The sequence below is a fragment of the Streptomyces sp. JLSY215 genome, assembly GCF_059682825.1.
On sequence record NZ_CM185022.1, the window covers coordinates 8,038,535 to 8,058,250 of the forward strand.

Sequence of the window (19,716 nt, forward strand, 5' to 3'; positions counted from 1 at the left end):
CCCGGACCGACCGTCAGATGGTCCGGACGAGAGGGCCTAGGCGTCGGCCCGGTCCGCGGTGGTGGGCTCCTGCTCGGCGAGGCGGCGCAGTTCCTTCTTGTCCGGCTTGCCGGCATCGGTCAGCGGCAGCGCGTCGGCGAAGCGGATGTGCGCCGGCTCGTACATCGCGCCGCGCCGCTCGTGCACCATCGCGCGCAACTGCTGCCCGTCGACGTCGCTGCCCGGGACGGGGACCACCACGGCGTACACCCGCTCCATGCGGTCCGCGTCGCGGACGCCGAAGACGGCGCTCTGCAGGACCTGCGGATGGGAGTTGAGCAGGTCCTCGAGCTCGGTGGTGTACACATGGCCGCCGACCACGACGATCATGTCCTTGATGCGGTCGACGATGGTCAAGTACCCCTCGTCGTCGAGGAATCCGATGTCCCCGGTGTGCAGCCAGCCGTCCCGCAGCACCTCGGCGGTCAGCTCGGGCTGCTTCCAGTAGCCCTGCATGATCATGGCGGAGCGGACGCAGACCTCGCCGTGCTCGCCGTTGGGCAGATCGCGGCCCGACGCGTCGCGGACCGCCACCTCGACGTCCGGCAGCACCTTTCCGGCGGACCGCAGCCGTTCGGGGCGTTCGAGGTCGTGGTCCTCCGGGGTGAGGACGGCGATCCCGCCCGCCTCGTTCTGGCCGTAGCCCTGCATCAGCACCGGGCCGAACCTGCGGACCGCGTCGGCTATCCGGGCCGGCGACGCCTGGCAGCCGCCGTAGGTCAGCATCCGCAGGCTGGAGGTGTCGGTGTGCTGCGCGTCCGGGTGGTCCATCAGCTGGTAGAGCAGCGGCGGCAGCATGAACATGTCGGTGATCCGCTCGCGTTCGATCGCGGCCAGCGCCTGCGCCGGGTCGAAGTCGTCGAGCAGCACGACGGTGCCGCCGCTGTGCAGGGTGCTGTCGGCGAGGTACCCGGCGGCGTGCGCGAGGGTGGTGACCACCAGCTGACGGCGCTCGTACTCCGGCTCCTCGGGCAGTACCCCGCGGAACCAGCGGGCCTGTTCGAAGGTGGTGCAGATGCCCTTGGGGTGGCCGGTGGTGCCGCCGGTGTGCCGGATGGTGCAGACGTCCTCGGGCCGGGCCCGGCCCGCCAGCGGCTCGGCGGACTGCTGCGCCGACAGCTCCAGCAGGTCGGCGCCCAGCTTCGCGGGGCCGAGGACGAGCACGGCCGGGACCGGCGCCAACTCCGTTACCTCGGCGGCCCGTTCGGCGTAGCGGGGGTCGACGATCAGTGCCCGGGTCTCGACATCGCGGACGATGGCGGCCTGGGCGTCGGCGGAGAGCTTGTTGTAGAGGTGGTTGACGCGGGCGCCGATCAGGTTGGCCGCGTAGCGGGCCGCGATGGTCTCCGGGAGGTTGCCGCTGAGCAGGGTGACGGTTTCGCCGCGGCCGACACCCTGGGCGAGCAGCGCCCGCGCCATCCGATGGACCAGGTCACGCAGTTCCCCCGCGGTGACGCGCCGGCCTTGATGGATCAGGGCCTCGTGGCCCGGGTGGGTGCTAAGAGCATCGAGGTTTTCCTCCACGTACGTGCGGAAGTTCTGGTCGTCCATCGACATGTGGGGCTTCTCCTGAGGCCGGAGCCCGGTCATGGCTCCGGCGGTGCGGGTACGAGAAAATTAGTTGCTAGAGGCAACTAAGCAAGCCTAGTCGTTGGAGATCAACAACACCAAGTCGGATGGCGCCGCACGGCTGTTATCCGCCACACCGGGAAATTCGTCGGACCGGTCGCCCAGGTGTACTACTCCGGCGCATAATGCTGGCTCCCCCACAGAACACCGTTGCTGGAAGATCTCGCTCTCCCTGCGGGGCCGTCCCGTCTGGAGAGATGATGGAGGGCAGCGAACGCACGGCGCAGACAGCCGGGCGCGGAGAGCACCACGGCTGTCGGTCCTCGGTGACCGGCGGAAGGAGTGCCTTGATGGGTGCGACCGACGCGTTCCCCGAGGATGCGGCCCCGGCGGGGGCAGGCACGTCTCGGCCCGGTGGCCTGCTCGATGTCCTGGGCGTGGCCGCGGTGATGCTGGACGCGGACGGCCGGATCACCCTGTGGAGCCCGCAGGCCCAGGACCTGTTCGGCTGGACCGCCGACGAGGCGCTGGGGCAGCTCGCCGCGCAGCTGCTGGTCGGCCCGGAACACTTCGATCTGGCGCTCTCCCTCTTCTCCCAGGTGATGGGGGGCGGCGAGAGCTGGGCCGGGGTCTTCCCCGTCCGCCACAAGGACGGCGGTACCCGACTGGTCGAATTCCGCAATATGCGGCTGCTGGACGAGCGCGGCGACTCCTACGCCCTGGGCATCGCCACCGACCAGGCCGTACTGCGGCGGGTGGAGCGGGACCTGGCGCTGTCCGTACGGCTGGTGGCCCAGTCGCCGATCGGGCTGGCGGTGCTCGACACCGACCTGCGGTTCGTCATGGTCAACCCGGCGCTGGAGCGCATCAACAACCTTCCCGCCGAAGCGCACATCGGCCGCGACGTCCATGAAACCCTGACGTTCCTGGACACCGGCGTCATCGCCTCCCGGATGCGCGAGGTCCTCGCCAGCGGCACCCCGCTGCTGGATCAGTTCACCATCGGCCGCACCGGCTCCGCCCCGGACTCCGAGCAGGCCTGGTCGGTGTCGTACTACCGGCTGGAGGACCCCCACGGTCGGGTGCTGGGGCTTGCGACCTCCGTCGTGGACGTTACGGAGCAGCACCGGGCCGCCGCCGAAGCGGCCCGCGCCCGCCGCCGCCTCGCCGTCATCGCCGACGCCTCCGCCAGCGTCGGCACCACCCTCGACGTCGACCAGACCGCCCGCGAACTGGCCGAGGTCATCGTGCCCGAGCTGGCCGACCTGGCCGCGGTGGACGTCCTGGACGCCGTGCTGAACAGCCGCCGCCCGGCCTCCGTGTCCCCCGGCTCCGCGGCCCGCTTCCGCGCCCTGGCGGTGGCCACCGCCTACCCCACCGACGCCGCCCGCGCCGCCGACCCCCCCGGCCAGATCGCCTCGTACGACGCCGACCGGCTGATCACCCGGTGCGTCACCGACGGCCGCCCCGTGCTCGTCCCCCAGGTGGGTCAGGAGGATCTGCCGCGCATCGCCGCCGACCCGCAGGGCGCCGAACTCCTGGGGAAGGCCGGACTGCACTCCTACCTCGCGGTGCCGCTGATCGCCCGCGGTGAGGTGCTGGGCGCCCTGTCGCTCTACCGCGTACGCAATCCGGTGCCCTTCGACGAGGACGACGCCGTACTCGCCGTCGAGCTGGCCGCCCGCGCGGCGGTCTGCATCGACAACGCCCGCTCCTACCAGAGCGAACGCCGTACCGCGCTCACCCTCCAGCGCCACCTGATGAACCACCGGCCCCTGCAGCCCTCCGGCATGGAGATCGCCTACCGCTACCAGCCCGCGCAGGCGGCCAGCGAGGTCGGCGGCGACTGGTTCGACGCCATCCCGGTCGCCGGCGACAAGACCGCCCTGGTGGTCGGGGACGTCATGGGCAGCGGAATCAACGCCGCCGCGACCATGGGCCAGCTGCGCACCACCACCCGCGCCCTGGCCGACCTGGACCTCGACCCCGCCGAGGTGCTGCGCCACCTCGACCACATCGCCGCCGGCCTCGACCCGGCCTTCGCCACCTGCCTCTACGCCGTCTACGACCCGCACGCCAAGCAGTGCCATATCGCCGTCGCGGGCCATCTGCCCCCGGTCCTGGTGCGCCCCGGACAGCCGCCGGAGCTGCTGGACCTGCCCACCGGCGCGCCGCTCGGCGTCGGCGGCGTCACCTTCGAGCAGACGATGGTGCCGGTGGCCGAGGGTGATCAGCTCGTCCTCTACACCGACGGGCTGATCGAAACCCGCGAGGACCCCATCGACGAACGCCTCGACACCCTCCTGGAGCTGCTCGCGGAGCCCGAGCGGCCGCTGGAGGAGCTCTGCGACCGGCTGCTGGGCGAGCTGCGCCACGGGCACGACCACGACGATGTCGCGCTCCTGGTGGCCCGCGCCCGCGCCCACGACGACTGCTGACGGCCGGGGGGGGCCGGCCGCCCTTCGCGGGCAAGGGATTCCGGCCCCGGACCGCAGAATCCGCATCGCCACGGGGGCTACGAAATCCGAGCCAAGATCGGCACTTGGGGATCGATTAGCTCCTGTGGCCTCCGTCACGCAACGGATTTCGTTGTCGTGCGGCCTTAACAAAACCTTGACGGGAGTCGTCCGCAGGGGTTGTATTCGGTCACCAAAGCGGAGTCAGCGGATCCCCTCGATCCCCCCGCCTTGCGGCCCTCTCCCTCGAAGAGCGCCCCCTTCCTGCCGCCAGCACTGATGGGACACGGATAACAGATATGGCCAACACACCCGTTGCCTCCACAGCTCCCGCCAGGGAAGACCGCGGTACGACCGAGAGCGCCGCGGAGGGTGCCCCCAAGCTCACCCGCTCCATCGGTGTCGTCGGTGGCACCCTGCTCACCCTGTCCTGTCTGACCCCGGCGTCCTCGCTCTTCGTGATCGTGCCGGACTCGTTCGCGACCCTGGGCACGGGTACCGCCCTGACCATCGCCATCGCGGCCCTGCTGTGTATCGGCGTCGCCTTCACCTACTCGGAGCTCGGCACGCTCATCCCGAGCTCCGGCGGCGAGTACGCCATGGTCGGCACCCTCATGGGGCGGCTCGCGGGATGGCTGGTTTTCATACTCTCGCTGATCGTGGTCATGATCGTCCCGCCCATCATCGCGCTGGGCACCGCCGACTATCTGGCCCCGATCATGCACCTGGATCCGCAGTGGACCGCGGCCGGCGTGATGCTGCTGGCCACCGTCATGGGCCTGCTGGACCTGCGCGCCAACGCCTGGATCACCGGCATCTTCCTCGTCCTGGAGGTCGTGGCCTGCGCCGTCGTCGCCTTCCTCGGCTTCACCCACACCCAGCGCTCGGCCTCGGTGCTCGTCCACCCCGTGATGGACGCCGGGCACGGTCACAGCACGGCGGTCACCGGCGGCCTGATCATCGCCGGACTGGCCACCGCGCTCTTCATCCTCCAGGGCTTCTCCACCGCCGTGTACCTCGCGGAGGAGATGGAGAACCCGCGCCGCAACGTCTCCCGCACCGTCCTGTGGACCCTGGCCATCGGCGCCGCCGTGGTCCTGATCCCGGTCGTCGCCATCACCCTCGGCGCCCCCGACCTGGGCACGCTGGCGGGCGGTGACGTCGCCGGCATGGTGCAGTCCTGGAGCAACTCCGGCGTCGGTACCTTCGTCAGCCTCTGCATCGCCCTGGCGATCATCAACGCCGCCATCGTGATGGTGATCCAGAACTCCCGCGTGGTGTTCTCCTCGGCCCGCGACGCCGCCTGGCCCACCCCGGTCAACCGCGCCTTCTCGCACGTCGGCCGGCGCTTCGGCTCCCCGTGGGTGGCCACCCTGGTCGTCGGTGTCCCCGGCGCGGCGCTGTGCTTCGTCAACCTCGACACGCTCAGCGAGGTCACCGGCGTGGCCGTCGCCGCCATGTACGTCTTCGTCGCGCTGGGCGCCTTGGTCTCCCGCCGCGGCGCACACAAGCACCGGGCGGCCTGGCGGATGCCGCTGTGGCCCGCGATCCCGGCGCTGCTGGCGCTCGTCCTGGTCTGGGTGCTGTGGCAGCAGAGCACCAAGAGCCTGCTGATCACGGGGTTCATCGTCGCCGCGGCGGCCGTGTACTGGGCCGTCTACCTCCGCCCGCGGCAGGACACGCACTGGGTGATCTCCGTCCCGGAGGACGAGCAGGCGCCCACCGAAGAGAGGGTGACCTCCCCGGTGAGCGCCTGACGGATCCCGGCCCGCTGGGACAGGTTCTAGTCCTCGGCGGGCCCGTTCAGGGCCAGCGCGTCCAGCAGCAGACACACGTGGTCGACGGCATCCCGCCCGGCGGGGCCGTCGGCCGCTGTCGTTTCGTCGAGCAGACCGGCGGTCGCCCGCAGCAGCCCGAGCAGGCTCTCGCTCGCGCCCGGCGAAGGCGCCGCGGCCACAAGGACGGAACGGATCTGCTCGCCGGTCAGCGGCAGGCCCGTCTCCAGGCAGCGGAACAACGCCACGGCGGCTCGCCGGTCGGCGTCGTTGGGCTTCCACAGACCGAGCGCGTGGTGGTCGATGAGCGCAACCGCCTCGGCACGAATGTCCTCTGCAACATGCATCCCACGAACGTCTCATACGGCATTGCCGGCCCGCCGGGCCGTTCCCGGGCCGCCGCGGCCGCCCGCATATCGTCCCGAAGCTGCCGCCGATCCCGGCTGACCAGGCACATTACGGAATGGCGCGCGCTCACCCGACCGGCCGAAATCCGGAATTCCGGCGGCCAAACCTGTGGCAAGAGTTACATGCCGGATGAAGAAGAGAAGAGGGAGACGGGGCAATGCCGTTCCCGACGGGTGGCGGAGGGTGACGGCGAATGCCGTACACGCCCCAATTCCCGACTGCTATCGGGCAAAACGCACATTGGTGTACGGGAGCGGACCTCCGGTACATGGCCGCCGACGCCGTCGGCAAAGACGCCCGCGGCCACCGCAATACGCATCTGCGGATAAAGAACTCCGCAACCGCATAGCCGTGAAACATACCCGCTGGTTTACTGGCCCTCTGGTGCCCGAGCCGGGAGCGCGGGATCATCGGACGCACTTCGAGATGCCCGTGAACTCGGCCGTCGCGGTGCGGCCCGACCGGTTGCGCTCCGCATCGCGCGGGTCGCCCACCGTATGCGGGAGGTGTAGAAAGAGGACATGGCCGGACGCTACGGCCGCCCGCGTTCGGTTCTGAGAATGCGAACTGTCGCAGGCCAGGTCTTTCTCCTGCAGGTGGCGATCGTGGTGATGCTCGTCGCCGCAGCCATAGCGGCCCTCGTGCTGCAGTCCAGAACCGACTCGGAACGCGAGGCCCGCAACCGTTCGGTCGCCGTGGCGGAAGCCTTCGCCAACGCACCCGGCATCGTGCAGGCGCTCCAGAGCCCCGATCCCACGGCGGTGCTGCAACCCCGGGCGGAAGCGGCCCGCAAGGGCTCCGGCGTCGACTTCATCGTCGTCATGAACACCCAGGGCATCCGCTACACCCACCCCCTGCCCGACCGCATCGGCAAGAAATTCGTCGGCAATCTCGCGCCCGCGCTGGCCGGCGGGATCACCACCGAGAAGATCGTCGGGACCATAGGCCCCCTCGTCCAGGCGGTCGTGCCGGTCACCGACCGCCGTGGCAAGGTCGTCGGCCTGGTGTCCGCCGGCATCACCATCAGCAAGGTCAGCGGGGTCGTCGACGACCAGTTCCCGCTGCTCTTCGGCTCCGCCGCGGGCGTACTGCTGCTCACCACCGGCGGTACGGCACTCGTCAGCAGACGCGTGCGCCGCCAGACCCATGGCCTGGGCCCGGCCGAGATGACCCGGATGTACGAGCATCACGACGCGGTGCTGCACGCCGTCCGCGAGGGCGTGATCATCGTCAGCGGCAGCGGCCGGGTGCTGCTCGCCAACGACGAGGCGCGCCGGCTGCTCGACCTCCCCGCCGATGTGGAAGGGCGCCAGGTCGACGACCTCGGACTGGACGCGGAGACCGGGGGACTTCTCGCCTCCGGCAGGGTCGTCACCGATGAGGTGTACCCGGTCGGGGAGCGCCTGCTCGCCGTCAACCAGCGCTCCACCGACCAGGACGGCGGCCCGCCCGGCAGCGTCACCACACTGCGCGACACCACCGAACTCCAGGCGCTCTCCGGCAAGGCCGATGTGGCCCGCGGCCGCCTCAAACTCCTCTACGAGGCCGGCACCGAGATCGGCACCACCCTCGACGTCGTGCGCACCTGCGAAGAACTGGCGGAATTCGCCGCCACCCGTTACGCCGACATCGTCACCGTGGACCTCGCCGGGGCCGTGCTGCGCGGCGAGGAGCCCGCCGCGTCCGGTTCCGGCCCGGAGATGCGGCGTACGGCGGTCAGCGGCGAGGGCGCCGAGAACACCGCGCTCTACCCGGTCGGCAAGGTGATCCGCTTCAACCCGGACACCACACTGGGCGCCGGCCTGGCCAACGGCGAGCCCGTACTCGAAGCGGATCTGACCGCCCTGTCCGGCTGGCAGCGCCAGGACCCCGAGCGGGCCCGCCGGCTCATCGACCACGGCGTCCACTCCATGATCGCCGTGCCGCTGCGCGCCCGCGGCGTCATCCTGGGCGTCGCCATGTTCTGGCGCGCCCAGGACCCCGAGCCCTTCGACGAGGAGGACCTCTCCCTGGCCGAGGAGCTGGTCGCCCGCGCCGCGGTCAGCGTCGACAACGCCCGCCGCTACACCCGTGAACACGCCATGGCGGTCACCCTGCAACGCAGCCTGCTGCCCCGCGGCCTGCCCGAACAGAACGCCGTCGAGGCCGCCTACCGCTACCTTCCCGCGCAGGCCGGGCTCGGCGGCGTTGGCGGGGTCGGCGGCGACTGGTTCGACATCATCCCGCTGCCCGGCGCCCGGGTCGCCCTGGTCGTCGGCGACGTCGTCGGCCACGGTCTGCACGCCGCCGCCACCATGGGCCGGCTGCGCACCGCCGTCCACAACTTCGCCAACCTCGATCTGCCACCCGACGAGCTCCTGTGGCATCTGGACGAGCTGGTCACCAGAATCGACCAGAACGAAGGCGCCGACGCCGACGGCTCCGCCGGCGTCACCGGCGCCACCTGCCTCTACGCCATCTACGACCCGGCCTCCGGCCGCTGCACCATCGCCCGCGCCGGCCACTGCCAGCCCCTGCTGCTGCGCCCGGACGGCACCGCCGAATTCGTCGAGGTGCCCGGCGGCCCGCCGCTCGGCCTCGGCGGTATGCCCTTCGAGAATTGGGAACTGCCGCTCCCCGAGAACAGCCGCCTGGTCCTGTACACCGACGGCCTCGTCGAGGACCGCGACCGCGACATCGACGCCGGCATGGCCCTGCTGTCCCGGACCCTGACCGGCCAGGCCGACCGGACCCCGGAGGAGACCTGCGAGGCCGCCCTGCGCGTACTGCTGCCCGAGCGCCCCAGCGACGACATCGCGCTGCTCGTCGCCCGCACCCGCGTACTGGACACCTCGCACGTCGCCGACTGGGACGTACCCGCCGACCCCTCGGCCGTCGCCCAGGTACGCGCCGCGGCCGTCCGCAAACTCGTCGAATGGGACCTGGCCGACGAGGCCTTCACCGCCGAACTGATCCTGAGCGAACTGGTCACCAACGCCATCCGCTACGCCTCCGGCCCCATCCACGTCCGCCTCATCCGCGACCGCGCCCTGATCTGCGAGGTCTCCGACCACAGCAGCACCTCCCCGCACCTCAAACAGGCCGCCACCACCGACGAGGGCGGCCGCGGCCTCTTCCTCATCGCCCAGCTGGCCGAACGCTGGGGCACCCGCTACACGGGCGACGGCAAGGTCATCTGGACGGAGCAGCCACTGGTGGGGGAGATGACGGGGGAGCAGGGGGCGCCCTCGCTCAGTCCGCCCGCTGCTCCTTGAGGCGCCGGCGGCCGGCCGGGAAGAGCACGTTCAAGGCGAACGCCACGATCAGCGCGGCCGTCGAGGGGCTGCCGAAGACCAGCTGCCACCACTCGGGGAAGCGGTGGTAGATGCGCGGTGCGACGACGGGGAGCATGCCGGTGCCGATCGCCGCCGCGGCGATCAGGAGGTTGTCGCCGTCGTCGAGGCCCGCCCGGCGCAGGATGCCGATCCCGACCGCGGCGACGGTGGCGAAGCACATCAGGGAGGCGCCGCCGACCACCGGCTGGGGGAGGGCGGCGATCAGCGCACCCAGCTTGGGGACCGTGCCCAGGAACATCATCATGGCGCCGGCGACCGCCGTGATGGCGCGGCTGCGCATCCCCGTCATGATCGTCAGCCCGACGTTCCCGGAGAAGACCGTGTCGGGAAAGGAGTTCATGGCGCCGCCGAGGATGCCCGACAGCCCGTCGGCGGCCAGTCCGCGCCCCAACGCCCGGTCGCTCAGCGGTAGTTGGACGACCTCCGCGACCGCGATCATCTGAGCCGTGGTCTCCGCGAAGACGACGAGCATGACCACGCACATCGACACGACGCCCGCGAGCGGGAACTGCGGTGCCCCGAAGCGGAACGGCGTCACCACCCCCAGCCAGCCGGAGTCGGCGACGCCGGAGAAGTCGGCCAGCCCCATCGGGACCGCCACGACCGTGCCCGCGACCAGCGCGATCAGCACGCTCACCTGGCCCAGCGGCCCGCGGGTGAACCGCCGCAGCAGGACGAGGAACAGCACCACCGCGCCCGCCAGGGCCAGATGGCCCGCCGGTGCGTAGCTCGCGGCCGCGGGATCCGGCCCGGCGATCATCCCGGGGGCGGTACCGATCAGCGCCAGGCCGACGACGGTGATCACCACCCCGCTGACCAGCGGCGGGAACAGGCGCAGCGCCCGTGCGAAAGGAAAGGCGAGGAGCAGGCCGAACAGTCCCGCGGCCATCATCGATCCGTACACCGCGGGCATCCCGTACTGCCGGGCGATCATGATCATGGGGGTCACGCAGACGAACGAGCCGCCGGTGACCAGCGGCAGCCGCACCCCCAGCAGTCGCCCCACCCCCAGGCTCTGGACGATCGTGATGATCCCGGCGACGAACAGATCGGCGTTGATCAGCACGCCGACGGTCTCCCGGTCCAGCCCCGCTCCGGCGCCGAAGACGAGCGGGACGGCGACCGCGCCCGCGTACATCACCAGCGCGTGCTGTAACCCAAGGCTCAGCAGGCGGCCGGCGGAGAGGGTGTCCCGCCGGGTCGAGGGGTGGCGTCCGGCTTCGGCGGGTGGGGGGAGGTTGCGGCGCAATCTCGGGGGCATGGCGGGCCTTTCGGGTGCGCGGGCGGGGCCGGGTGGACGGGGCCCGGCCGTACGCGAGGCGGTGCGGGTGTCAGTCGTTCCCGGCGGCCCGCAGACGGGCGGCCTCGCGCGGCGAGTTCTCGTTGAGCCGGCCGGCGCGCGAACCCGCCAGTTTGTCGGCGAGGTGGCGGCCCACCGTCGTCGGCGGGTAGAGCGGCTCGGTGCCGGCCGGGACGCAGCCGGGCAGCGTGCTGATCTCCGCGTCCCAGTTCCCGTCGTGGAAGTACGCGGCGGAGCGGCGCCGCACCACCCGCCCCTGCGCGTCGGTCGGCGGCAGCACCCGGTGCATCGTCGACAGCCAGCGGTCATTGGTCCAGCGGGCCAGCAGATCACCGAGGTTGACCAGCAGGCAGCCCGGCTCCGGCAGGACGTCGTGCCAGGTGCCGGCGCTGTCGAGGATCTGCAGCCCGGGAACGCGGTCCGCCCACAGCACGGTCACGATGCCGTAGTCGGTGTGCGCGCCCATTCCCATCTGATCGCGGTCGATCACCGTCTCCTTCTCCGGGAGCATGTAGTGGATCATCCGCAGCACATCGAGGGAGTGGTCGGTGAACGGGCCGAAGTAGCCCTCCTCCAGCCCCAGCGCGCGGGCGAAGATGTCCGTGAGCCGCTCGGCGAGCCCGCCGGCCTGGGAGCACCAGTCCTCCACCGCCGCGCGGAAGCCCGGCAGCGACGGCCAGATATTGGCCGGGTAGTGGGTTTCCGGAAGATCCAGCTCCGGGTAGGCCCCGGCCTCGGCGCCCACGTTGAAGGCCTCGAAGAGATCCTCGGCCGCCGCCTCCACGCCCAGGCTCAGGCTGAGCTTCTCGGTACGCGGCGGGGTGTAGCCGCGGTTGATGTCGGGGGACGGCGACCGCAGCGTCTTCTTCTCCGCCGGCGGGAGCCCGAAGAAACCGTCCAGTGCCCGGGTGAAGGCGTCCACCGTGGACTCGGGGATGCCGTGCCCGCGGATCTGCATGAAGCCGACCGAACGCGCCGCATCGTCGACCTCCGCCGCGATGGCCGCGCGATCGGCCTCGCTGCCCTTGTGCCAGGCGGAGATATCGATGACCGGTACCTCCAGCACGCCATTGACCGCCGTGGCCCTGCCCATTGCGCAACTCCCTTCCGTATTCGGTGTGCGGTACCGGATACCCGATGCCGGTGAACTGATGATCCCTCAGGAACGTGTTTCAACATTTTGATGAACAAGTTGTTGCCTGTCATGATCAAATCAAGCCGACCGATGTGGCCGCACGATCCGCCCGCCGCCCCGGAATCCCGTGGCCGCCCCGCCGCGCCCGATGGCATGCTGGCCGCGTGAACGGTCCCGAGATCCATGTGAACTTCCCGCCTGAGCTGCACCTCTTCCTCGCGGCGGGCCGCACCCCGGCGGGCACCCGCGTCGTCACCGACGGGGCGTCGACGCTCGGCCATGTCATCGAGTCCCTGGGCGTCCCGCTCACCGAGGTCGGCCGGTTCCTCGTGGACGGCCGCGAAGTCCCCGTCTCCCATATCCCGCAGGCGGACGAGAACGTCGAGGTGTGTGCCGTCGAGCGCCCCCAGCTGGTCCCCGGTGCGCCCCTGCGCTTCCTGCTCGATGTGCACCTGGGCACCCTGGCGCGGCGGCTGCGGCTGCTCGGCGTCGACGCGTCGTACACCAACGAGGACCCGGGTGACGCCGCGCTCGCCGCGCTCTCGGCGAAGGAGCGGCGGGTACTGCTCTCCCGCGACCGCGGGCTCCTGCGGCGACGCGAGATCTGGGCCGGCGCGTACATCTACAGCGACCGCCCCGAGGACCAACTCCCCGACGTCCTGCGGCGCTTCGCCCCCGAGCTCGCCCCCTGGACCCGCTGCACCGCCTGCAACGGCCAACTGACCGACGCCGACAAGGACTCGGTCCAGGAACAGCTCCAGCACGGCACGCAGCGCACCTATGACGTCTTCGCGCAGTGCACCTCGTGCGGCCGGGTCTACTGGCGCGGGGCCCACCATGCCCGCCTGGAGGCGATCGTGACCAAGGCGCTCCGGGAGGCCGCGCGCTGAACCGGCCGGACGCCCCCCCGGCCCCTCAGCGGTGCTCGGGGTTCGCGGAGTCCGCCCGGCAGCCCGCGTCCCACTCGGTGCGCTGGTTGCCGTGGGCCGGGATGCCGCCGGCGGCCTTGAGCAGGGCCGCGATATGCATCAGGTTCCAGCTCATGAAGGCCGTGTTGCGGTTGGTGAAGTCGTTCTCCGGGCCGCCCGAGCCCGGGTCCAGATACGAGGGGCCGGGCCCGGCTTCGCCGATCCAGCCGGCATCGGCCTGGGGCGGGATGGTGTAGCCGAGGTGCTGGAGGCTGTAGAGGACGTTCATGGAGCAGTGCTTGATGCCGTCCTCGTTGCCGGTGATCAGACAGCCGCCGGCCCGGCCGTAGTAGGCGTACTGGCCGCGGTCGTTGAGGATGCTGGAGCAGGCGTAGAGCCGTTCGATGATCTGCTTCATCACGGAGCTGTTGTCGCCGAGCCAGATCGGGCCGCAGAGGACGAGGATGTCGGCGGCCGTCACCTTCTCGTACAGCTGCGGCCAGGCGTCCGACGCCCAGCCGTGCTCGGTCATGTCCGGCCAGACCCCGGTGGCGATGTCGTGATCGATCGCGCGGATCAGCTCGGTGGTGACGCCGTTGCCTTCCATGATGCCGCGGCTCTTGTCGATCAGTCCCTCGGTGTTGCTGGTCTCGGGGGAGCGCTTGAGGGTGCAGTTGAGGAACAGCGCACTCAGGTCGTCGTAGCGGAGGGCGGTGGCGGCCATGGGAGCTCCTTGTGGCGGACGGCTGCGCCCTCAGCCTCCTGCCCTCGGACGGACCGGGCCAGCCGGGCGGCCCCGAACGCATGAGCCCGAACGCATGAGCCCGCGGGCAGCAGCCCGTACGCATGCGCCGGTACGCCCGGGGGCCGGGCGCGACGGCGGAGCCCGCTGGTGCGGCGGGCCCCGCCGTCGCCCGCGTCCTGGCCTACGCCGCCGCCGTGCCCAGCACCTCCGTGAGCCAGGTGCTCGCCGCCTCGACCGCCAGGTCCGCGGCCGGCAGATGTCCCAGGGCCCCCAGGAAGCCATGGAAGGTGCCGCCGTGTTCGTCGACGCGGGCCGCGACGCCCGCCGCGCGCAGCGCCGTGGCGTAGGCACGCCCCTCGTCCCGCAGCGGATCGCACTCGGGCAGGACCAGCAGGGCGGGCGGCAGACCGGTCAGGTCCGGGGCCAGGCCGGGGGAGGCGTAGGGGTGGGCGGGATCGCCGCCGGGGCCCAGATACTGCTCCCAGTACCAGCGCATATGGGCGGTGGTGTGGAAGTAGCCGGTGGCGTAGTCGGCCGCCGAGTCGCCGGTCAGCCGGTGGTCCAGGGCGGGATAGAGCAGAAGTTGGGCGGCCGGCGCCCGGCCGCCGCGGTCGCGGGCCATCAGGGTCACCGCGGCGGAGAGCCCGCCGCCGCTGGAGTCGCCGCCGACGGCCACCCGGCCCGGGTCGCAGCCCAGCTCGGCCGCCCGCTCGACGGCCCACTGGGTGGCCGCGTACGCGTCCTCGGCGGCGGCCGGGAAACGGTCCTCCGGCGCCCGGCGGTAATCCACCGACATCACCAACGCACCGCTGAGCGCGGCGAGTTCGCGGCACAGGCCGTCGTGGGTGTCGAGATCGCACATCACCCAGCCGCCACCGTGGAAGAAGACCAGGAGGGGCCGGGGGCCGGTCGCTTCGGTCTCCGGGTGATAGAGGCGGACCGGGAGGTCGGGCGACCCCGGCGGCCCGGGAATGGTGCGGTCCGTTGCCGTGACGCCCTCCCGGAGGGGCCGGCCGCCGCGTGCGCCGCTGGCGCGACGCAGGGAATCGACGTCCAGCGGCCCGCGCGCGGGGTCGGGGAAGGTCGCCGACATCGCGTCGCAGATCTGGCGGGCCGCGGGGGTCAGCGGGTCCGGGGAACCGGGCCCGGTCGCGGGGGGCCTTAACGTGTTCATGAGATGTCCTCCGTGGATGCTCCGCCGCTCGGGGCGGAGCGCGGTCTTCCGTCAACGGCCCGCAGGGGCCCGCACATTGATTCGACGAGGGGCGGGACGGGGTGGCCCCACCCCGGACGTGCGGCCCTCACCCCGTGGTCAGCCCGCCGTCCACGGCGAACTCGGCGCCGGTGATGTACGAGGACGCGTCCGACGCCAGGAAGCGCACCAGCTCCGCCACCTCGTCCGGCTGCCCGACGCGCCGCAACGGCACCCGCGGGTACTCCTGGTCGCGGCGCTCCGACCCGAGCACGCTCGCCACCATCGGGGTGTCGATCATTCCCGGGTGGACGGAGTTGACCCGGATCCGGTCGCCGGCCAGATCGAGGGCGGCGGACTTGGTCAGGCCGCGCAGCCCGAACTTGCTGGCCCCGTAGGCCGCGTGCTGCGGCAGGCCCTTGAGCCCGGCGGTCGACGAGATGTTCACGATCGAGCCGCCGCCCGCCGCGCGCAGCGCCGGAACCACCGCCTTGATCCCGAGGAACGAGCCGAGCAGGTTGACGCGGAGCAGCAGCTCGAAGTTCTCCTCGGTCTCGGTGTCGACGGGGGCGGTACGCCACAGGGCCGCGTTGTTGACGAGGATGTCGAGCCGCCCGAAGGACGCCACGGCGGTGTCGGCGACGGCGTCCCAGCCGGCCGCATCCGTCACGTCGTGCCGGACGAAGACGGCCGCGTCGCCCAGCCCGGCGGCGACCGCGCGGCCCTCCTCCTCGCGTACGTCGGTGATCACCACACGCGCGCCGGCCTCGGCGAACAACCGTGCCTCGACCGCACCCTGGCCCCGCCCGGCACCGGTGATCACGGCCACCTTGCCGTCGAGGCGCTGTCCGTCGGTGGTCATCGGGTCTCCTTCGTGGATACGCCCACCTTTGGGTGGGGGAGGAAGCGAAGCTCCTGCGGAGCAGGGCAGGGATAGCCGGGTCGCCGCCGGGCGACCGGGTGTCTAGCACGGGTGGCGAGGGACCCGTAACGATCAAGAAATCTCAACTGTCAGTCCTCCCAGGTAGGTTCAGGACCGTGACGACACCAGCGCAGGCGACGGAGGGTTGCGGGTATGCCCGCTATACCTACCGTCTTCGTGTGTCGTCCACGGCCCGCTCGGCGCTTGAAGCGGAGTGGGCGCGGTGAATGGGGTATCCCCTGCTCGAGCGGAGTTCGAGAGCTTGGGGAAGGGTGTGGAATGAGTGCGTTGCCAAGTCCAAGGCCGTGCACGTGTACAACCAGACCAACCCCGAAGACAGGCGCACGTGCGGGCCTGTCCAGCTCGCCAAGATGCTGACCGGGGCCCGCGCTGTGATGCCGTGGATGCGGGAAGGCGCCAACGTTCCTCAGCAGCAGATCATCCGCGACTTCGGCAAGTCCCGCGCGAAGGCGCTCAAGGACATCAAGGCTCGGTTGCCGATGCGGCAGCGGGCGGGGATGCCGAAGTACAAGAAGAAGCGCGAAGCGCTGCCCACCCTCGCATACACCCGGCGTGCCTTCCGCTTGAAGGACGGCCGCCTGCATCTTGCCGGTGGTATTGCGGTGACCGTTGTGTGGTCGCGGGACCTTCCCGGGCCGCCGTCCAGCGTGCGTGTCTACCGCGACAGCAGCGGAGCCTGGTACGCCTCCTTCGTCGTGCCCGTCGTGACCGAGCACCTGCCGGAAACCGGCGCGGTGATCGGGATCGACTGGGGCGTCAAGGAAACCGCGACCACCACATCCGACGAACACGACCTGCCCCACCCGCAGCACGGGAAGACGGCGGCGCAGAAGCTTGCCCGGTATCAGCGGATGATGGCCCGCAGGAAGCCGAAGAAGGGCCAGGCCGCCTCGAACGGCTACCGGGCCGCGAAGAAGCAGACGGCGAAGCTGCACAAGAAGATCGCCCGGCAGCGTCAGGACACGGCACGCAAGTGGGCCAAGCGCGTTGTCCGTGACCATGACGCTTTGGCGGTGGAGGACTTCCGGCCGAAGTTTCTGGCGAAGACCACCATGGCCCGCAAGGCCGCCGACGCCGCGATCGGCGCCACCAAGGCGGCGTTGGTCGAGATGGCCCGCAAGCACGGCAGGGTCGTGCACCTGGTGAACCCCGCGCACACCACGATGGACTGTGCGCAGTGCGGAGCGAGAACCAAGCACGCACTACCTCTTTCCGAGCGAACGTATGCCTGCACCGCGTGCGGAGCCGTATCCCCCAGGGATAAGAACTCCGCCCGCGTGATGCTGGTCCGGGCTGGTCTTCAACCCGGCTGGTGCTGATCGTGTAAGACCTGTCGGCCCGCCGGGCCGCAGGCGACGTGAGCCAGGAATCCCCCTCGTTCACGAGGGGGAGGAGTCAAGCGCGCTCCTCAAGGGCCCGGAAGTGCGGGAGCACCGTCTCGCCCCACTGCCGGATGGTCTCCATGCACGCCTCCTGCGGCACGGTGCCCATCTGGATCAGGCACATCACCTCGTCCACGCCGATCTCACGCAGCTGCTCGACGTAGGCGATGGCGTCCTGCGCGGTGCCGTAGGCGTGCTGGGCGTTGTAGGCACCGGTGTCGTTGGGGCGCGCCGGGATGTTCGCCTCGTGCAGCTTGGCGACCAGCCGCTCGCGGCCCTGCTCCATCGCCGCCACATGGTCCTCACCCTCGTCGTAACCGGTGGGCGCGGGACCGTTGCCGTACCAGTGGGCGATGGACTCGGCGAAGAACCGCTGGCCGCGGGTGCCGATCCGGTACGCCGCCTCCGCATCGTCCAGCACGATGGTCGGGCACAGTGCCGAGAAGTGGTTGTTGACCTCGGTGGAGACCAGCCGCTCCGTGCCGCGGGTGGCGACCGCCTCGTCGTAGACCTTGCGCATCTCGCGGACGTCATCGGCCCCGGCGAAGCCCATCACCAGCGCGCCGATGCCCAGTTCGGCGGCGAGCTTGAGGGTGTCGTGCTTGCTGCAGGCCATGAACAGCGGCGGGTGCGGGTCCTGGACGGGGCGGGGCAGGATCGCGCCGGGGCCGATGTCGATCGACCCGTGCCACTCGAACTGCTCCTCGCGCCAGGCGTTGGCGAAGATCCGCAGCGCCTCTTCCATCTGCGGGTAGGTGTCCGCCGGGTTGACCCCGTACATGGACATCTCCTGCTTGGTGGCGCCGCGCCCCGCGCCGATGTCGACGCGTCCGCCGGAGAGCACATCCAGCATGGCGGCCCGCTCGGCGACCCGTACGGGGTGCTGGTAGCCGAACGGCATCGTCACCACGCCGTGCCCGATACGGATTCGGGAGGTCCGCGCGGCCACCCAGGTGAGGAAGATCTCGGAGGCGCTCATGTGCGCGTACTGGGTCAGGGCGTGGTGCTCCACCGCCCAGATGCGGTCAAAGCCCATCTCCTCGGCGTACACGGCCTGTTCCACGCAATCGCGGATGACCTGCTGTTCCCGTTCGGGGGTGGGGTTGGCGAGCTGTGCCTCGAAGATCATCGAGAACTTCACGGAACTGCCTCCTGGATACTCCGGCTACATCAAGCTGTTACATCGAGAGTAGTTATTCCTAATAGGAATATGTCTAGCAGGTATACGAGGGCTAGGGAAGTGGAGTCGGTGATGTCCCGCCCTCCGGACTCCGTCCGGCAGGTGCCCCCATGGAGCCGACGGGCGCGGACCGTAGACTGCGGAACGTGACGGAGAAGAAAGCCAGCGGGACGAAGGCCGGTGAAGACGGGCGCCCGGCGCTGCCGGCAACGAGTTGGGCGGTGCTGGGGCTGCTCTCGTTCGGCGAGGAGCTGTCCGGCTACGACCTCAAGAAGTGGTCGGACTGGTCGCTGCGCTTCTTTTACTGGAGCCCGTCGTTCAGTCAGATCTACGGCGAGCTCAAGCGGCTCGAGAAGTGCGGCTATGTCACCTCGCGGATGGTCGCGCAGGAGACCGGCAACCGCGACAAGCGGGTCTATGTGATCACCGACGAGGGCATGGCGGCGGTCCGCCACTGGGCGCGCGAGGCGCCGGTGGAGCCCCCGGTCCTCAAGCACGGTGTGATGCTGCGCCTCTGGCTCGGCCATCTGCTCGAGGGTGACCAGATGCGCGAAGTGCTCGGCCGGCACCGGGAGTACGCGGAGACCATGCGGCAGCGCGCCGAGGTGGACGCGGCGGGCGCCCGGGACAAGGAGGAGTGGGCCTACCCGTCGCTCGTCCTGAAGTGGTCGGAGCGGTACTACGCCTCCGAACGGGATCTGGCCGACGCGATGCTGGCGGACCTGGATGAGGCGGCCGAGGCGGCGGCCGCCGGCGAGGCGGGCGAGAAGGGCCGCAAGCGCCCGTAGGTGCGGCGGAAGTAGAGCAGCGGATCGGTGTCACGGACCCGGTCCGCGGGGGTGAGTGCGGTGACCCTGCCCAGCGCGATGACGTGGTCGCCACCCGGCAGGGTGTCCACCAGGTCGCATTCGATCGTCGCCAGCGCCGCGGTCAGCAGCGGCGCGCCGTTGAGCCCGGTCCGCCAGTCGATCCCAGTGAACTTGTCGCCGCCGGTGACCGCGAACTGGCGGCACAGTTCCTGCTGGTCGGCCGCGAGGAGGTTGACCGCGAAGCGTCCGGCGGCGCTGATCTTCGGCCAGGTGGTGGACGTCTTTGCCGGGCAGAAGCACACCAGCGGCGGGTCGAGGGATACCGAGGCGAAGGACTGCACCGCCATGCCGGCCGGCCGTCCGTCGGCCTGGAGCGCGGTGATCACCGCGATGCCGGTGCAGAAGCTGCTGAGCGTCTCGCGCATCGCCGCGTCGTCGACCGGGAGGGCCGGCGCGGCGGGCGGCTGCTGGGTGTCTGGGGCGAAGGTGGGCACGCGGCCTCCCAAAGTTGTTTCTACTAGGTATATGTCTAACCGAAAC

Annotated in this window: 14 protein-coding genes and 1 pseudogene; 6 read left to right on the forward strand and 9 right to left on the reverse strand. The window is 70.8% G+C overall.

Annotation, left to right across the window (positions count from 1 at the left end):
- Positions 1-36: 36 nt before the first annotated feature.
- Positions 37-1,596 (reverse strand): AMP-binding protein, encoded by a 1,560-nt coding sequence (locus tag AC5677_RS35690; protein ID WP_497192028.1) that lies wholly within the window; start codon positions 1,594-1,596, stop codon positions 37-39.
- A 362-nt stretch (positions 1,597-1,958) separates the two neighbouring features.
- Here AC5677_RS35690 and AC5677_RS35695 point away from each other — a divergent pair, with 362 nt between their 5' ends.
- Together AC5677_RS35695 and AC5677_RS35700 are read left to right on the forward strand one after the other, a co-directional pair.
- Positions 1,959-4,046 carry a SpoIIE family protein phosphatase gene (locus AC5677_RS35695; RefSeq protein WP_497192029.1) on the forward strand — a complete coding sequence of 696 codons (2,088 nt, stop codon included), beginning with the start codon at positions 1,959-1,961 and terminating at the stop codon, positions 4,044-4,046.
- Between the two features lie 317 nt (positions 4,047-4,363).
- Positions 4,364-5,821: an APC family permease gene (locus AC5677_RS35700; RefSeq protein ID WP_497192030.1), complete on the forward strand. Its 1,458-nt coding sequence runs from the start codon at positions 4,364-4,366 to the stop codon at positions 5,819-5,821.
- 26 nt (positions 5,822-5,847) lie between these two features.
- Here the strand turns inward: AC5677_RS35700 and AC5677_RS35705 are convergent, their stop codons facing one another.
- Complete coding sequence (locus tag AC5677_RS35705; protein ID WP_497192031.1) at positions 5,848-6,186, reverse strand: hypothetical protein; 339 nt, start codon at positions 6,184-6,186, stop codon at positions 5,848-5,850.
- 582 nt (positions 6,187-6,768) lie between these two features.
- Here AC5677_RS35705 and AC5677_RS35710 point away from each other — a divergent pair.
- A complete protein-coding gene (locus AC5677_RS35710; protein ID WP_497192032.1) occupies positions 6,769-9,501 on the forward strand; it encodes a SpoIIE family protein phosphatase in 2,733 nt (910 codons plus the stop codon).
- Here AC5677_RS35710 and AC5677_RS35715 read toward each other — a convergent pair.
- Together AC5677_RS35715 and AC5677_RS35720 are read right to left on the reverse strand one after the other, a co-directional pair.
- Positions 9,479-10,843: a nucleobase:cation symporter-2 family protein gene (locus tag AC5677_RS35715; protein WP_497192033.1), complete on the reverse strand. Its 1,365-nt coding sequence runs from the start codon at positions 10,841-10,843 to the stop codon at positions 9,479-9,481. The two genes, AC5677_RS35710 and AC5677_RS35715, sit on opposite strands and share 23 nt — an antisense overlap.
- Before the next feature lie 70 nt (positions 10,844-10,913).
- Entirely contained in the window at positions 10,914-11,975 is a 1,062-nt protein-coding gene (locus AC5677_RS35720; RefSeq protein ID WP_497192034.1) for an isopenicillin N synthase family dioxygenase, read from the reverse strand.
- A 206-nt stretch (positions 11,976-12,181) separates the two neighbouring features.
- Here AC5677_RS35720 and AC5677_RS35725 point away from each other — a divergent pair, with 206 nt between their 5' ends.
- Entirely contained in the window at positions 12,182-12,907 is a 726-nt protein-coding gene (locus AC5677_RS35725; RefSeq protein ID WP_497192035.1) for a Mut7-C RNAse domain-containing protein, read from the forward strand.
- 25 nt (positions 12,908-12,932) lie between these two features.
- Here the strand turns inward: AC5677_RS35725 and AC5677_RS35730 are convergent, their stop codons facing one another.
- The 3 genes from AC5677_RS35730 to AC5677_RS35740 all read right to left on the reverse strand — a co-directional run bounded on the left by AC5677_RS35730 (position 12,933) and on the right by AC5677_RS35740 (position 15,724).
- Entirely contained in the window at positions 12,933-13,649 is a 717-nt protein-coding gene (locus AC5677_RS35730) for a flavodoxin family protein (protein WP_497192036.1), read from the reverse strand.
- A gap of 202 nt (positions 13,650-13,851) precedes the next feature.
- The gene (locus AC5677_RS35735) at positions 13,852-14,844 is read right to left on the reverse strand and encodes an alpha/beta hydrolase (RefSeq protein ID WP_497192037.1); all 993 of its coding nucleotides are present in this window, start codon (positions 14,842-14,844) and stop codon (positions 13,852-13,854) included.
- A 127-nt stretch (positions 14,845-14,971) separates the two neighbouring features.
- The gene (locus AC5677_RS35740) at positions 14,972-15,724 is read right to left on the reverse strand and encodes a glucose 1-dehydrogenase (protein WP_497192038.1); all 753 of its coding nucleotides are present in this window, start codon (positions 15,722-15,724) and stop codon (positions 14,972-14,974) included.
- A 287-nt stretch (positions 15,725-16,011) separates the two neighbouring features.
- On the opposite strand from AC5677_RS35740, the pseudogene AC5677_RS35745 reads away from it, so the two are divergent.
- Positions 16,012-17,149 (forward strand): annotated as a pseudogene (locus tag AC5677_RS35745) (RNA-guided endonuclease InsQ/TnpB family protein); the annotation flags it as partial.
- Positions 17,150-17,200: 51 nt separating this feature from the next.
- On the opposite strand, the gene AC5677_RS35750 reads toward AC5677_RS35745, so the two are convergent.
- Entirely contained in the window at positions 17,201-18,328 is a 1,128-nt protein-coding gene (locus AC5677_RS35750) for an LLM class flavin-dependent oxidoreductase (RefSeq protein ID WP_497192039.1), read from the reverse strand.
- 185 nt (positions 18,329-18,513) lie between these two features.
- Between AC5677_RS35750 and AC5677_RS35755 the strand changes: the two genes are divergently transcribed.
- Positions 18,514-19,155 carry a PadR family transcriptional regulator gene (locus AC5677_RS35755; RefSeq protein WP_497192040.1) on the forward strand — a complete coding sequence of 214 codons (642 nt, stop codon included), beginning with the start codon at positions 18,514-18,516 and terminating at the stop codon, positions 19,153-19,155.
- Here the strand turns inward: AC5677_RS35755 and AC5677_RS35760 are convergent.
- Complete coding sequence (locus AC5677_RS35760) at positions 19,047-19,670, reverse strand: flavin reductase family protein (protein ID WP_497192041.1); 624 nt, start codon at positions 19,668-19,670, stop codon at positions 19,047-19,049. The two genes, AC5677_RS35755 and AC5677_RS35760, sit on opposite strands and share 109 nt — an antisense overlap.
- Positions 19,671-19,716: the final 46 nt, after the last annotated feature.